Source organism: Proteus sp. STS61-E (genome assembly GCF_040932335.1).
GTDB lineage: Bacteria > Pseudomonadota > Gammaproteobacteria > Enterobacterales > Enterobacteriaceae > Proteus > Proteus mirabilis_B.
Genome location: NZ_JBFQGE010000001.1, coordinates 558,472 through 575,234, shown reverse-complemented (window position 1 = coordinate 575,234; position 16,763 = coordinate 558,472). Strand labels below are relative to the sequence as shown.

13 protein-coding genes are annotated in these 16,763 nt (G+C 35.3%); 3 read left to right on the top strand and 10 right to left on the bottom strand.

Annotation, left to right across the window (positions count from 1 at the left end; genetic code table 11):
* The first annotated feature begins 10 nt into the window (after positions 1–10).
* Together hemB and AB4J89_RS02675 are read left to right on the top strand one after the other, a co-directional pair.
* Positions 11–988: a porphobilinogen synthase gene (hemB, locus tag AB4J89_RS02680; RefSeq protein ID WP_072064069.1), complete on the top strand. Its 978-nt coding sequence runs from the start codon at positions 11–13 to the stop codon at positions 986–988.
* Positions 989–1,137: 149 nt separating this feature from the next.
* Entirely contained in the window at positions 1,138–1,602 is a 465-nt protein-coding gene (locus AB4J89_RS02675) for an HIT family protein (protein ID WP_109393889.1), read from the top strand.
* Between the two features lie 105 nt (positions 1,603–1,707).
* Here AB4J89_RS02675 and AB4J89_RS02670 read toward each other — a convergent pair whose 3' ends face one another.
* The 10 genes from AB4J89_RS02670 to betI form a co-directional block, all read right to left on the bottom strand.
* Positions 1,708–2,052, bottom strand: coding sequence for a low molecular weight protein tyrosine phosphatase family protein (locus AB4J89_RS02670; protein ID WP_088495392.1), 345 nt, complete (start codon positions 2,050–2,052; stop codon positions 1,708–1,710).
* A 2-nt stretch (positions 2,053–2,054) separates the two neighbouring features.
* Complete coding sequence (locus AB4J89_RS02665; protein WP_036912865.1) at positions 2,055–2,273, bottom strand: hypothetical protein; 219 nt, start codon at positions 2,271–2,273, stop codon at positions 2,055–2,057.
* A 141-nt stretch (positions 2,274–2,414) separates the two neighbouring features.
* Positions 2,415–3,335 (bottom strand): hypothetical protein, encoded by a 921-nt coding sequence (locus AB4J89_RS02660; RefSeq protein WP_368467969.1) that lies wholly within the window; start codon positions 3,333–3,335, stop codon positions 2,415–2,417.
* A 14-nt stretch (positions 3,336–3,349) separates the two neighbouring features.
* A complete protein-coding gene (locus tag AB4J89_RS02655; protein ID WP_368467967.1) occupies positions 3,350–5,272 on the bottom strand; it encodes a dynamin family protein in 1,923 nt (640 codons plus the stop codon).
* Positions 5,250–7,370, bottom strand: coding sequence for a hypothetical protein (locus AB4J89_RS02650; RefSeq protein ID WP_368467965.1), 2,121 nt, complete (start codon positions 7,368–7,370; stop codon positions 5,250–5,252). Before AB4J89_RS02650 ends, AB4J89_RS02655 begins: the two co-directional genes overlap by 23 nt.
* Positions 7,371–7,754: 384 nt before the next feature.
* The gene (locus AB4J89_RS02645; RefSeq protein WP_311754906.1) at positions 7,755–9,032 is read right to left on the bottom strand and encodes a cytosine deaminase; all 1,278 of its coding nucleotides are present in this window, start codon (positions 9,030–9,032) and stop codon (positions 7,755–7,757) included.
* Positions 9,022–10,272: a cytosine permease gene (codB, locus tag AB4J89_RS02640; protein ID WP_088495389.1), complete on the bottom strand. Its 1,251-nt coding sequence runs from the start codon at positions 10,270–10,272 to the stop codon at positions 9,022–9,024. Before codB ends, AB4J89_RS02645 begins: the two co-directional genes overlap by 11 nt.
* 367 nt (positions 10,273–10,639) lie before the next feature.
* Entirely contained in the window at positions 10,640–12,319 is a 1,680-nt protein-coding gene (betA, locus tag AB4J89_RS02635; protein WP_368467963.1) for a choline dehydrogenase, read from the bottom strand.
* Positions 12,320–12,358: 39 nt separating this feature from the next.
* Positions 12,359–13,834 (bottom strand): betaine-aldehyde dehydrogenase, encoded by a 1,476-nt coding sequence (gene betB / locus AB4J89_RS02630; RefSeq protein ID WP_368467961.1) that lies wholly within the window; start codon positions 13,832–13,834, stop codon positions 12,359–12,361.
* A gap of 24 nt (positions 13,835–13,858) precedes the next feature.
* Entirely contained in the window at positions 13,859–14,461 is a 603-nt protein-coding gene (gene betI / locus AB4J89_RS02625; RefSeq protein WP_194950621.1) for a transcriptional regulator BetI, read from the bottom strand.
* A gap of 209 nt (positions 14,462–14,670) precedes the next feature.
* On the opposite strand from betI, the gene AB4J89_RS02620 reads away from it, so the two are divergent.
* Positions 14,671–16,713 carry a choline transporter gene (locus AB4J89_RS02620; protein ID WP_088495385.1) on the top strand — a complete coding sequence of 681 codons (2,043 nt, stop codon included), beginning with the start codon at positions 14,671–14,673 and terminating at the stop codon, positions 16,711–16,713.
* The last annotated feature ends 50 nt before the right edge of the window (positions 16,714–16,763 follow it).

Genomic DNA, 16,763 nt, shown 5'->3' with positions numbered 1-16,763 from the left:
AGGAGATATTGTGAGCAACGAACAATCCATCCAGCGTTTAAGAAGACTACGCCAGTCCGAAAACCTGCGCGCACTCTTTCAAGAAACAACGTTAACTAAAAATGATCTCGCTCTACCTATATTTGTAGAAGAAGGGCTTGATGATTACCAACCTATTAAAAGTATGCCGGGTGTCGTTCGTATTCCTGAAAAACGTCTTGCTTATGAAATTGAACGTATTGCAAAAGCAGGCATTAAAACTGTCATGACTTTTGGGGTATCGCATCACCTTGATGAAACAGGGAGTGATGCTTGGAAAAGTGATGGCTTAGTTTCTCGCATGTCTCGTATTTGTAAAGATGCAGTACCAGAAATGATTGTCATGTCTGATACCTGTTTTTGTGAATACACATCACATGGTCACTGTGGTGTTTTACATGGCGAACATGTTGATAATGATGAAACTATCTATAATTTAGGTCTTCAAGCTGTTGCTGCGGCACAAGCTGGCGCGGATTTTATCGCACCATCTGCGGCAATGGACGGTCAAGTCGCCGCTATTCGTGCTGCTCTTGATAAAGCAGGATTTAGTGATACAGGTATTGTTTCCTATTCGACTAAATTTGCTTCTGCCTTATATGGTCCTTTCCGTGATGCAGCAGGCTCTCGCTTAATTGGTGATCGTAAAACTTATCAAATGAATCCAATGAACCGCCGTGAAGCGATCCGCGAATCATTAATTGATGAGCAAGAAGGTGCTGATATGCTGATGGTTAAACCGGCAGGTGCTTATTTAGATATTATTCGCGATGTGCGTGAACGTACTTTATTACCTTTAGCGGCTTATCAAATCAGTGGTGAATATGCTCAAATTAAATTTGCAGCATTAGCCGGTGCAATCGATGAAGATCGTGTAGTAATGGAAACTTTAGGTTCAATTAAACGTGCTGGTGCGGATTTAATTCTATCTTACTTCGCACTTGATTTAGCTGAAAGAAACCTACTTTAACCACCTTATACTCTGAATAATTCAAGATGCAGCTAAGTGGCAACGGCTATTGAACGCTGCAACTTGAAGTATAATGAGTACTTTGACATCCTCCTCCACCTTTGCTCTTCGCAACTCAGGAGGAGATCCCCGCCCCTTTGGAGGTTAAGATGGATAATTGTATTTTCTGTCAAATTGTTGCTGGAAAAGCCCCTTGCCATAAAATTTGGGAAGATGAACACCACCTTGCTTTTCTTTCTATATTTCCGAATACCAAAGGCTTTACGGTTGTTATTCCTAAAAAACACTATCCAAGTTATGCCTTTGATCTCAGTGATGAAGCCTTAGCATTGTTAGTTATTGCGACGAAAAAAGTGGCAAAGATCTTAGATAAAACATTCCCTGATGTTTCGCGTTCAGGAATGTTTTTTGAAGGATTTGGGGTTGATCATGTTCATAGTAAACTTAGCCCGATGCATGGCACTGGTGATATGACAAAATGGGCACCTATTGAAAATAAGCAGAAGATTTTCTTTGATAAATATCCGGGTTATCTTTCATCTCACGATTTTGAACGAGCAAGTGATGAAGAGCTTGCACAGCTCGCGGCACTGATCAGAAAAAATAACCAATAGCAAAAACCTAACCTGCTCTTTTTATAAAAACATAAAATTTTCAGATATAAAAAACGCCCAGTCTTATTTTTTAAGCTGAGCGTTTTTTTATCAAGATTAAAAGCATTATTTAGCTGAAAGCTTCGCTTCCATTGGTAAATAAGGCTGAACTTTCTGTTTAAGGAGTTCAATTAATGCCGGATCGTTAAAGCGATAATTATCAGGTATTCCCAACACATGCACTTTTTTATAGCGCATGGTTGCAGGAAAATGTGCAGATAATCGATTTAAATGTTTAGATTCCATGACAAGCACTAAATCAGCCCATTTAAGTAATTCGTTATCAACCACACATTGCGCATCTTTGCGCGTACCCGCCGAAAGTGTATTAATGCCTTCTCTATCTGCAAACAACAGTTCTGCGGTTGGGCTTCGCCATTGATTTTTACTGCAAATAAATAAGATATTCATCATTACTCACTATCAGATAACGCATTTAATCGACGCTGACTACGAGAAATTCTTGGGTATTCAATTCCTAATTGCGCAGCTCTGGTCATTTTAAGTGATCGAGTATATAAATTAGACCATTTTTTTTCTGGTTTAAACATCACTCGTGAACAACCCATTTCTTGATGTTTATTTTTTCGGTTAACACATTGACGCCAACCACGATCTCTTTGTGTAGACATAACAACCTCTCAGATTAAAGGGATAGCAGCCGCAGTAATACGGAGAGGGTCTAACCATATGTATAATACATGATAGAAATTAAATTCGATACTAAATAATACAGTATGACTTTTATCTTTATAGATAGTTAGATTTACTTTTTAATTAAGTAGTCCATATTGTTTTAGAATAAGAAAAATAATTAGAGCTGTTTGAATAACTAAGAACATACTTAAACATAAAAACCTATTTTTGCTCTTTTTATCATTATAAGCTATTTTAGCAACGATATTTTCTCTTTCTTGCTTGCTCTTTTCAGTAGAGTTTAGAAACACCTCATTGCTAATTAACTGTTTTTCTTCAATTTTATTACCAAGCTTATCACTTTTTTCATCTACTTTTCTATCACGTTCTTTCAGGTATTGGAGTATATTTTCTTCAATTAAATAAACGCCATCATTAATATGACATTCCAATAAGTGCTTGTGTTCTTCTGATTTACTTGTGAGTATTTCAGCAAGATGAGTTAATTCTTTATCAAAATAAGCATTATGTTCATATGATATTTCATCAGCTTTGTTAATAAGTTCTTTACGTATTTCATTAAAATGAGTATCAAGGTAATTTTTTAAAAGATTAATATTCTCTAATATCTTCTTCTTATTCTCAACAAGCAGAACATCACTCTCTTTAACTTTACAAATGATTTTATCATTTTGAACTACAGCATCTTCTTGTAACTTATTTACCTGTTTATTTATTTCATCCGTTTTGCTATTCAGAATCTCTTGAACCAATTGATGCCTTTTTTCTTCTTCAAGAGAGATAGAAGTTAATGAAGATTTTATTTCATTCGTAGTAGAATTTAACGCTTCAAATGATTTTTTATGTGAACTAATTTTATTATTCACTCCTTTTATATTTTCATTTAAATTAAAACTTAACTCATCAATCTTTTCCGTCAAAATATTTGAATTATCTTTAAATTTATCATCAATAGAACTAACAAAAATATCTTGAACAAGCTCATCGAGCATTCTTTCTGATGGATCTTTTTTATTATCTTTAATTTTATTTTTCATGAAGAATTATCTCATTACATTAAAGGTTCTAAATTTTTTATATATAAAAAATCTTTTCTTAAAATACGAATTAAAAAAAGGTAAGAAAGTTGTTTTTCTCTATTTCCTTCACTCTTTTTAAAAAGAGTAGTTAATTCAAGTTCTCTTTTTTTATATGAGTTATAGATATGAATATTGAAAAAACGACTATTTGAAATTTTTTCATCGAGTTGTAACAATTTAAATTTAAACACTTCGTCCACAGAAGACAATTCTTCTTTTTTTTCGAAAATATGTTGCTCATTTTTAGTGATGAAATATTGACTTTCCTCTATTTTTCTTGACATTGATCGTTCTTCGTTTTTCTTTTTCTTTTTCTGTTTATTAAGAAAAGCATCTATAACTGATTGGGTTGCTTCAAATAATTCCTTTTGTGCATCCTTAATCGCGGAATGTATTGACGAAACATCGTTATCATAATTACTATCAAAAAAATAGCGATCTATAGTATAATCGTCTAACTTGTGGTATATAGAATAAAAACAGTCTAACGAATCATTTAAATATTTATTTGGTTCATTCGTACTTTCAATTATTTTATAATTAAAATCGAGCCAATCATTGTAACGATCAATTATCTTCTGCTTTTCATTTAAAAGAAAAGCTTTCAAATTTCCTACTGATTTATTGCTACTGCTGAGATAATCAATGGGTTGAAAACAAATAGGTTCAAGTTTATTATTTTCATAAGAAAATATATTTTTCTTTGTTCTATTTTCTTTTAATGATTTAGAAATATCATCAAGTTCATTTTTTATTTCTGCAATTTTATTTTTACTTTCTCGATAATACGTTTTTTTATTTTCAATCTTCCCTTCTATTTCATTTATCTCTTTGGTTAATTTATCTATATAAATATAATACTCTTCAATTTCTTTTTCTCTTTGTTGTTTTAAATACTCAGGCAACATATAACCGGTTTTTAAACGTGATAAAGGATTCATTGAATTTTCAATATCTTGATATAATTTATTTAAAATAACTTTCCTTAACTGAATGCTTCTCTCTGTAAATTTATCATTACCTTTTATGAGACTATTCCAACTGCGACCACATTCAATAGGATATAGTTGTTCTTTAATACTTTGAGGTAATCTCAATTCCATTGTATTGATTTGTTCAAATATATAATCATTGAACGATTCTAATGAGTTGATATCATTATTAATGATTTTATCTTTTATCGATGCATTAGAAAAACAATGAGTTAAAATAACTTTATAAACTGTCGAATTAAAATACCAAGCTGATAACAATGGATTATCTAGTTCTTCATTTTTCAAAAAACCTAAACCATCAATTTTTCCAACCAGAAAGATCATATCCGCAGCACTAATATAATTTCCAACAAGCTCTTTTACATAGCTATTTTCATTTTTGTTTCGTGCATTAATTCCTGGTAGATCATGAATAAGCAGATCGACTGCGTGATTAGCATCGGGTATAAAGTAAATATTTGGAATAAAAACATCTATTGTTGATATTTCTTTCGTTTTACCCTTTTCGACTTGAATTCGTAACTCTTTTAATATCAATAATGCTTCTTCATCATTAAACTGCTCTTCGCCCTTTTTTCTATGACTAAAATGCCAATATTGATCATCAGAGCGCCGATAGCGAGATGAACGTGAAGTTGCAGAATTACCTAATGTTTGCCCTGCCCTTAATACTTTATCAACTTGAGAAATTTTATTTTCATCAACACCTAACAACGTTAATATAAACGTTGTTTTTCCTACTTGTGTAGAGCCATAAATAATAATTGATGCTTGCTTTTTATTATTTAAATGCGTATTTATTAACCTATCAGAGTCAAATTTTTCAATAAAACTTTGATACGCATTTTCGGCCCATAATAAGCGTTCGGAATAAATATCATGCCAAAATGTTTGTTGCATCGATTAAATGTTCCTGAAGTGCTTTTTGAATGCTTTCTAAACGTATTTTGGCTAATGCCATATCACTTTTTAATGACAAATTATCAGGAATATCATAAAGTTGCTTTAGATTATTTTCGATAATTTCCCTTAAATCAGCCATTGCATCTGCATAAATGCTAACAACATGTTGTATATAACTGGTTTCAAAATTAAGCATTGTACTTTTAATAAATTGAATTTGAACTTGATCCGACTCTCTCACAATGGATGTTAATTGATAAAATGTATAAGCAGCTGTTATTGCTACCGCAGCTTTTCCTAAAATAGCAATAGGTGAAAATTTTGTATCAGGTTCAGGTTCATATTTTCCATCTAACTTACCATCTGCCAGATCTAACCCTAACAATACCGCTATTGAGTTCTTGATTGGTGTGATTTGTTCTGTTCCATCAAAAAGTTTTTCTAGAAAGGTTTGAGGATTACATTCACTTGGATAAATGGTATCCGTTTCATTTTTTTCTGAAAGAATTAAATTTCCACGCATAAATTCCATGGCAAGTACGGGTATTAATGCCATTGCAAGTTTTTTATCTTGTGCTTGTGTTTCATCTAAATCTTGCTTTTTCCCATATAGAAAACTTTCTAATGTTTTTAGAGGCATTTCTTTTATAGGAAGATTTTCAATAGTATTATTACTATAGTTTAAAAGCTGATTAACTGATGTTGTTCGGTTTTCAATCAGAAGGTCATCGACTTTACTTGTAATAAATCCATTCAGTCTAAATTCTGTACCATTTAAATGGGTTATCACATTGCCAGTAATAATATTAATATTTTTTTTACTGTATTTCTCTTTCCAAGCATCTTCAACTCTTTTCAGTCTTTCTCTTTGAATATCTTGCCCTTGCAGTGATAATCTTCGTCCTAAAATTTTAAGATTATTAAAAAAGCCCTCTTCTTCCTCTTTATATTTTTCTTCGCATGCATTTATTGCTGCTTGTGTATGATAACGAATATTATTTTTTAGTTTCTTGCGTAATTTTGTATTATATTTCTCGACGTTATCATCAAATTCATTTAAAAGTTCCTCAACAATACCTAATTTTCCATCATGCTTTTGGTTACAATCGCTGTTTAAATCATCAATTGTTGATAATATTCTTTCGATATCTTCATCTAATAATGTCTGAAATGCGTCAAGTAAATGCGTTTCTATTTTTGAAGTCGAATGAATATATTTATTAATAGCCTTTTCTAGCTGCGTTGCCCACTCCGTTTTATTCCCACTTCCTGTTAAAACGATATTATCTATTTTAATCTCATGAGTTTTTTCATTATATTCTTTATTAAAAACACTCGATGCAGTATTTGCTAATTGTATTTTGTCTTCTTGCGATATATTTTCGGTTTTCGTAACTGCTATAATTGGGCTTCGTTCAGAAAGAAAACAGGAAAGATCTTGTGTAATATATTGTTGGTTATTGTTAGCTAATAAAACACCATCTGTCGCAATAATGATCCCACTTGCATTCACAAAAATATGTTTCATCAGGTTTTGCCAAACATGATTTTTATAGTTTTCTTTTTCATGGCCAGGCAACAATACCCAATTCAATTTTTCCTTAATAAACGCTTTTCTACTTGGTATATATAATTTAGGGTAGAGAATACTTAATTTTTCATTACTAAATTCAGTATTGAAATCATTCCAACCTTGCAATACCTGTTTTAACTCTTCTTTGGTTATATTATTTTTTTCTATAATTTTTCTTGTTTCTTTTTCTAAACAAACAAAAACAGCTTTAGGTTCAGTCAATTGTTCATCTTCAACTTGCTCAATAAATAAAGGGACTTGTTCACCTCGCCCAGGATTACCCTCTAGCCAGTCATTTGATATATTTAACATTTCCTTAACCAAGGTTGTTTTACCCGCACCTTGAGTTCCACCAATCGCATAAATATCTTTTTCTTGTAATAAAATCGTGAGCTCTATTTTTCTAATTACATTGACAATATGCTCAATCTCTTCTTTAGAAGCCTTATTTTCAATATAAATTGATAAGGTAAAATTTAATGCCTTTTTTAACTCGTTTAATAAAGATAAATTAATTTTCATTTTATTATGCCTATTTCTCACCAGCTGATCAGTCTAAAAAACAGACTAATGTTATTTTTTTGTTAAAGATATTGATGATGCTACCGCCATTATTTTGTCTAGTGGCAAAGTATTTTGTTACTTAAAATATTTAACGAATGTGACCTTATAATATATCGTATATAGATAAAATAGTAATTTTAAATTAGGGAAAGAATACGATTACTGTTTTAAAAAACATGTATTTAAATTTATTGATAGAATTACGTAGTTTCAACCAATCAAATAAGAGGTATCTTTTTTATTTTTTTTTAAAAATTTAACTTAATAAAACAGAATAAAAAAAGATGACCCATAAAGATCATCCTTAGTCTATTTCTGTTATTACGCTAAAATATGATGTGATTATTTATAATTAACCAGTGTTGGCTTATCTAACATAATTTCTGTTTTTGCCGGCTCTGTTTGTGCAATAACGTTACCTTGGCGAATAGAATAACGCACAGGTACTTGGCGACGTAAAGCATCAAATCCGTTATCTGCTGGCAGAATAATAAAGTTTGCACTGTTTCCTACTTCAACACCATAATCCGTTAAAGCGAGTGTTTTTGCGCTGTTGTGGCTAATTAACTGTAATCCGTTATCTATTTGACCATAGCCCATTAATTGGCAAACATGCAATCCCATATGTAAAACTTGAAGCATATTTGCTGTGCCTAATGGATACCAAGGATCAAAGACATCATCATGCCCAAAACAGACATTAATATTACTTTCTAACATCTCTTTGACACGAGTAATACCACGACGTTTTGGATAGGCATCAAAACGACCTTGCAAGTGAATATTAACTAAAGGATTCGCCACAAAGTTAATGCCTGACATTCTTAATAGTCGGAATAAACGTGAAGTATAAGCACCATTATAAGAATGCATTGCGGTTGTATGACTAGCTGTCACTCGTGAGCCCATATTTTCTTTATGTGCTAAAGCGGCAACAGTTTCAACAAAACGAGATTGTTCATCATCGATTTCATCACAATGAACATCAATTAAACGATCATATTTTTGTGCTAATGCAAAGGTTTTATGCAGTGATTCAACACCATATTCACGCGTAAATTCAAAGTGTGGAATAGCACCTACAACATCAGCACCTAATTTTAATGCTTCTTCTAATAATGCTTCACCATTAGGGTAAGACAAAATACCTTCTTGTGGAAAAGCAACAATTTGTAAATCAACCCAAGGTTTAATTTCTTCTTTTACTTCCAGCATTGCTTTTAATGCTGTTAGCGAAGCATCTGAAACATCCACATGGGTTCTAACATGTTGAATACCATTAGCAATTTGCCATTGAAGCGTTTGCCATGCGCGTTGTTTAACATCATCATGAGTTAACAGTGCTTTTCTTTCAGCCCAACGCTCAATACCTTCAAATAATGTTCCCGATTGATTCCAATTCGGTTGCCCTGCTGTTTGTGTTGTATCTAAATGAATATGAGGTTCAACAAAAGGAGCGTGAACTAAACCACCTTGCGCATCTAATGCTTCAGGATGAAAATTATTTTCAGGTTGTGGCTCTATCGCTTCAATTTTGTTGTTTTTAAGCGTAATGCGCCACAAACCATCTTTTCCAACTAGACGAGCATGATTAATTTGTTCGATATTCTTACCCAGCATGACTTATCTCCGCTTGTCGAGCTGTACGACGATTTAATATTGGATTTAACACGGCGTAGCTAATTGCACCACCTAATACTGCATTGACAGGTACGATGCCCGGTAACCAGTGCCCTGCCATAATACCAATTGCAACTGCCAATAACGCAACCCAATTAACTGATTGCATTTTTTCAACATTGAAAGTGTTATAACGCGCTTTATTCATCAGATAATCTGCAATAATAACGCCACCAATAGGTGGAATGGCAGCAGATAAAAAGGTTAACCAGCCTACAAAGTTATTATAGAGCCATAATGCACACAGTGTACCGACAATACCATTTATCACTGAAAGCTTTTTACTTGATAAACCCGTAATATTGGCAAAACCTAATCCAGAGGCATATAACGCATTATCATTGGTTGTCCAAATATTTAAGCCTAATACGACAATCGCTGGAAGTAATAATCCTTGCGCAATCATCACATCAGAAATATCTGCCATTCCTAGTGAAGCAGCACCCGCCGCGCCAAAGACAAACATCAATGTATTGCCTAAGAAGAAGGCAACAATGGCAACCACCACCGCTACTTTAGGGTTGCGTCCGAAACGGACAAAATCAGCCGTAAGTGTTCCTGCACTAATAAACGATCCGACAACCATCGCCAGCGCTAAATTAAAATCTAATGGTTGAGTAGGTTTAACGGCCATTAGCGTTGAAAGTCCGCCCATATCATGTATAGCAAGATAAACAGAGTAACTTCCAAGGATTGCGATAGCAGGAACAGCAATGATAGAGAGAACAGTGAGAGCGGAAATGCCGAAGAATACAGTGATGGTCATTAAAATGCCGGAAACGGCGATGAGGAGATTAATATCAATACCAGTGGCTTTTCCTACCGGGATGGCAAACATTGCCACACCCACACCAAACCAACCAACCTGAGTACCACCGAGTAAAAATGAGGGAAGCCAAGAACCTTTAATACCGAAAGAGTAACGCGCGAGGAGATGAGTAGTAAGACCTGTTTTTGAACCAATAAAACCAAGAAATGCGGTGTAGATACCAAGAAGAAGATTACCAATTAGAACTGCGAGGAAGAAATCATTAAAGGAAAGACCAGTACCAAGAGCGCCGCCAGTCCACATACTGGCTGAAAAAAACGTTAATCCCAACATCACAAAGGTTAACGCCAATCCACCCTTTCTTGCGGATATGGGCACTGGGCCCTGACTATAATTGTTGTCCTGAGACACTTTAACCCCCTATTAATTTCACCAGGCCAAAAAAATCTGACGAATTCTATCTACATAAAAATATTATGCAAACGTTTTCGTTGTCTGTTTACGATAATTAATGGAACGCTTCATTTTTTAAGAATTGATATTCATCACATAAATAGGAGAGAAATCGTTGTATTACTTGAATTTAGCTGATTCTTTTGCGTGAGTTTTATAAAGACATTTCATTTAGAAATATTTATGAAAAATTAAATATCCGTATTTTTTCTTATTCCAAGCAAGGAATTATTAAATTATTTTATATAATTTTAATATCAACAAAGCAAAAATAATGATAAAAAGACAAAAGAGGAATTTACACTCCTCTTTTGCCTATCATAATTTATATGCTTAGATTCGTTTTTCTTACAGGCCGATCATCTGCAACATAATATTTAGCATGACTTTTAGGTAAAGATTTAATTCCTCTCACCTTATCAGCTAATTTTTCTGCAATCATAATTGTAGTCGCATTCAAATTCCCAGTGATTATTAGCGGCATGATAGATGCATCAATAACTCTTAAGTTTTCTATGCCGTGTACTCGACCTTCTCCATCGACAACTGCCATTTCATCCGTTCCCATTTTACACGTGCCACAAGGATGAAATGCTGTTTCAGCACGTTCTCTAACAAAAGCATCAAGCTCTTCATCACTTTGAATATGTTTACCTGGACTAATTTCTTCACCACGATAATCATCTAATGCTGGTTGTGCCATTATTTCTCGTGTAATACGGATAGCTGAGCGAAATTCTTCCCAATCTTGTTCTGTGGACATGTAATTAAACAAGATACTTGGATGTTGATGAGGATCTGTAGATGTTAGTTTTACACGTCCTCGGCTCGGAGAACGCATAGAGCCTACGTGTGCTTGAAAGCCATGAATTTCTACAGCATTGGTTCCGTTATAGTTAATAGCGACTGGCAAAAAGTGGAATTGAATGTTTGGCCACGCATATTTTTCGCTTGAACGAATAAATCCACCAGCTTCAAATTGATTACTTGCACCTATTCCTGTTCCTTGGAATAGCCATTGCGCACCAATCTTAGGTTGGTTATACCACTTTAAAGCAGGATAAAGTGAAACGGGCTTTTTACATTCATACTGCAAATACATTTCTAAGTGATCTTGCAGATTTTCCCCAACTCCGGGTAATACATGTACTGGCTGAATATTAAATTCGTCTAATACCTTTTCAGGACCAATACCAGAACGTTGTAAAATTTGAGGTGAAGCAATTGCACCAGCACACAACAACACTTCTCGATTGACTTTGGCATGATGAGGCGTGGTGTTTTCCCCTGAAAAATAGCGAACACCAATTGCTTTTTTACCATCAAACTCAATGATATCCGTCGTTGCATGTGTCTCAATCGTTAAGTTTTTTCGCGCTTTAGCTTGATCAAGATAGCCTCTTGCTGTACTTGCACGGCGGCCTTTGGGTGTCACAGTTCTATCCATTGGGCCAAAGCCTTCTTGTTGATAGCCGTTAAGATCAATCGTTCTTGGGTATCCTGCTTGAACACCTGCCTCAATCATTGCTTGAAATAAAATATTATTGCCTTTTTTCGGTGTTGTCACACTCACGGGACCTTTATCACCATGATAATCATCAGCACCAATATCGCGCGTTTCTGCTTTACGAAAATATGGTAGGCAGCTTAAATAATCCCACTCTTCAAGCCCCGGCAATTTAGCCCAGCCATCAAAGTCCATCGCATTACCACGGATATAACACATACCATTAATTAGCGATGAACCACCAAGTCCTTTTCCTCGACCACATTCCATGCGTCGGTTATTCATATAGGGTTCAGGCTCTGTTTCATAAGCCCAATTATATCGCCTACCTTGTAACGGATAAGCTAATGCCGCTGGCATTTGTGTTCGAAAATCGAACCTGTAGTCCGGACCTCCAGCTTCAAGGAGCAGCACAGTAACTTCAGGATCTTCTGTCAAGCGGGTAGCAAGAACGTTACCGGCTGAACCAGCACCGATAATAATGTAGTCATAGACCATTGTTATCTCCTCTGTTTCAGTCATCAAAAAAAGAATGGATTAAAAAACGGATGAAAACTCCCCAAGTTCAATTTGAATGGATTTTATTTGAGTGTAATTTTGTAATGTCACAAACCCATTTTCACGCCCTACACCAGAATGTTTATAGCCGCCAACTGGCATTTCTGCTGGAGATTCACCCCATGTATTAATCCAACAAATTCCGGCTTCTAATTGGTGAATTACACGGTGAGCTGTTGTGAGATCTTTGGTGACAAGACCTGCAGCCAAACCATAAACGCTATTATTTGCGCGTAAAATCACTTCATCTTCAGTTTGATAACTAAGAATACTCATCACAGGGCCAAATATTTCATCTTGTGTGATATTCATATCATCGGTGCAATCAGTGAAAACGGTAGGTGCAACATAAGCGCCTTGAGCAAAATTATCGTCGTCTAAGCGATAGCCACCACAAAGTAATTTTGCCCCTTGCGCTTTGCCCAACTCAATATAATTCAAGACTTTTTCAAGATGGGGAAAACTGACCAGTGGGCCAAAATTGGTGTCCATTTCAAGAGGAGAACCGATCCTAATGCGTGATACGCGCTCTGTAATTTTTGCTTCAAATGCAGGTTTTAATCTTTCAGGAATAAAGACACGAGTACCATTGGTACACACCTGCCCTGAACTATAAAAATTTGCCATCATCGCAATATCAGCAGCAGTATCTAAATCTGCATCATCAAAAATAATTAAAGGTGATTTTCCACCAAGCTCCATGGTTACTTCTTTTAAACTTGAAGCAGAAGCATTTGCCATCACCTTTTTACCCGTTTCAATTCCACCAGTAAAAGAAACCTTCGCGATATCAGGATGCTGTGTTAACCATTGCCCCACATTCGCTTTTCCTGTAACAACGTTAAAAACACCCTTTGGCAATCCTGCCTCTGTGTATATTTCAGCAAGTTTTAATGCTGTTAATGAAGTCATCTCACTTGGTTTAAAGATCATGGCATTACCTGCAGCAAGTGCAGGTGCAGATTTCCACAACGCTATTTGAATGGGGTAATTCCAAGCGCCGATACCAGCAACAACTCCCAATGGCTCACGGCGAGTGTAAGCAAAAGCGGTTTCTCTAAGCGGAATTTGCTCTCCTTCAAGTGCTGGAATAAGGCCAGCGTAATACTCTAAAACATCAGCACCCGTTACAATATCGACATAACGTGTTTCAGATAGCGGTTTGCCTGTATCTAAGGTTTCTAAATGAGCCAATTCATCATTGCGTTCACGCAAAATATCAACAGCACGTCGCAAAATTCGAGAGCGTTCCATCGCCGTCATCGCACGCCAAATTTTTTGCCCTTGTTTTGCGCTCTCTACAGCCCAATTGATATCTTCTTCACTTGCAGACTGTAAATGTGCGATCACTTCACCATTAGCCGGATTAATCGCTTCAAATTGTTCACACTCAGGTTGTGCGCAATCAACATATCCACCATGAATATAGAGTTTATGTAACGGTGGGTTTGGCATAGTTTCTCCTTTATTATTAGTTTATTAAGTCTTTATTTGACTCCGATTTGTCAGTTGCATATCGATATATTCATTAGTAATGATTTTGGCCTCTTCAAGAGAAAATGGAGCATTACTTAATGCACTTCGTAGCCATAAACCATCAATTAATGCGGCTAAACCTTTTGCTGCCATACGTGCTTGATCTTTAGTAAGAACGCGCCCAAACTCGTAACTTAAATTGGAATAAAGCCTTCTATCATTAACCTTTTGTAAACGATTTAAATTAGGCTGATGCATACTACTTGCCCAAAAAGCTAGCCATGTTTTCATTGCCGCTTCACTTGTTTGAGAGGTATCAAAGTTACCTTCAACAATGGCTTGGATGCGTTGTTTAGGTGTTGCATCACTTAACATTCTTAGCCGTATCGCCACCGCAAAACCCAATTGATACTGGATATGACGCATAGCGGCTTCCAATAATCCATTTTTATCACGAAAGTAGTGACTAATAATGCCGTTAGATACACCCGCTTTTCGAGCTATCAATGCGATGCTCGCCTCTTGCATTCCAACCTCATTAATAACTGCTAATGTCGCTTGGATTAATTGCTGTTTACGTATCGACTGCATTCCTATCTTCGGCATGATTTAAAGACCTAAAAAATACATTGGACGCTTTTATTAAACGTTTTTTTAATTGAACATTCAATCAATATTAACTATTGTTTATCACAATTAATTTACATATCGATATGGGAGGACGTTGTGAAAATTTGAATCTTTGCAACTAATTCAATTAGTTAACAAAGAATGCAACTTTTAACTTTTAGATAAATAAATTTTTGGAATTTCTGATGACAACTCTTAACAGCACAAAAAAACCGCAGAAAGACAAGCTAAACTCTGTTGTTTTTTTCGCTTCAGCAACGCTAATTTTGGCGTTCTCTTTTTTCACTATTTTGATGACAGAAACAGCAAATAAATGGATTGTGGCAACACTGGGATGGGTATCAAAAACCTTTGGTTGGTACTATCTATTAGCGGCAACGTTATACATTGTTTTTGTTATTTTTGTTGCCACATCTCGTTTTGGAAATATCAAATTAGGACCTGAGCAATCGAAACCCGAATTTAGTGTTTTAAGCTGGTCTGCTATGTTATTTGCAGCCGGTATTGGTATTGATTTGATGTTTTTCTCCGTGGCGGAGCCCATTACTCAATATATGTTACCGCCAACAGGTGAAGGTGAAACAATAGAAGCAGCCCGTCAGTCGATGGTGTGGACTTTATTCCACTATGGCCTGACGGGCTGGTCTATGTATGCACTTATTGGTATTGCTCTGGGCTATTTTAGCTATCGTTATAATTTACCCTTAACCATACGCTCTGCACTTTATCCCATCTTTGGAAATCGTATTTATGGTCCAATAGGTCATACGGTTGATATTGCTGCCGTATTGGGAACTATTTTTGGTATTGCAACAACATTAGGTATTGGTGTTGTGCAACTTAATTATGGTTTAAAAGTTCTTTTTGATTTGCCCCAAGGATTGGGTGTTCAAGGTGGATTAATTCTATTATCTGTAATTATGGCCGTTATTTCGGCAACATCAGGTGTTAATAAAGGGATCAGGATCTTATCTGAACTCAACGTACTTCTCGCATTGGGGCTTATTTTATTTATCTTATTTGCAGGTGATACTGAGTTTTTATTAAATGCACTGGTATTAAATGTCGGTGATTATACTAATCGCTTTTTAGGCATGACATTAAATAGCTTTGCATTTGATAAACCAACAGATTGGATGAATAGCTGGACGCTCTTTTTCTGGGCTTGGTGGGTTGCATGGTCACCTTTTGTTGGACTCTTTTTAGCACGTATTTCAAGAGGACGAACAATCCGACAATTTGTCATAGGCACCTTAATTATTCCTTTTGTTTTTACGCTGCTATGGTTATCTATTTTTGGTAATAGTGCTTTATATGAAGTGATCCATGGCAATAAAGAACTCGCACAAACAGTATTGGAAGCGCCCGAAAAAGGATTTTATTCATTATTAGAACTCTATCCAGGTTTTGGTTTAACGGCTTCTGTCGCCACAATTACGGGATTACTATTTTATGTTACTTCTGCCGACTCTGGCTCATTAGTATTAGGCAATTTCACCTCTCAATTAAGCCATGTTAATAACGACGCACCCAATTGGCTTCGCATTTTCTGGTCTATTGCTATTGGTTTATTAACGTTAGGTATGTTAATGGCGGATGGTATTTCTGCCTTACAAAACACAACTATAATAATGGGATTACCCTTTAGCTTTGTTATTTTCTTTATTATGGCTGGACTTTATAAATCATTAAAAGTCGAAGATTTTAGACGTGTTAGTTCGCTAAATACCAATGCGCCAGCACCACTTTATGGTAATACTACGATGAATTGGAAACAGCGTTTAGGGCGGGTTATGAATTTCCCGGGAACGACCTATACACAACGCATGTTAGATTTAACCTGTATGCCAGCAATGCAAGATGTTGCTAAAGAGCTTTTACTGCGTGGAGCTAAAGTCGAATTTAATTATTACCCAATTGAAGATAATGAACGCTTACATCATTTAGAGCTTGTGGTCGATCTTGACCAAGAGCAGAACTTTGTTTATCAAATTTGGCCACAGAAATATTCAGTGCCTGCATTTACCTATCGTGCTCGTCGAGGTAAATCAGATTATTACCGTTTAGAGACTTATTTATGGGAAGGCTCCCAAGGAAATGACTTAATGGATTACACCAAAGAGCAAGTAATTACAGATATTTTAGATCAATATGAAAAGCATCTAAATTTTATTCATCTTAGTCGTGAAGCACCGGGGGCAACCTTAACGTTCCCTGAATCAAATTAAATTCTCACTTAAAATAAAAAAAGGAGATCATTATTTGATCTCCTTTTTTA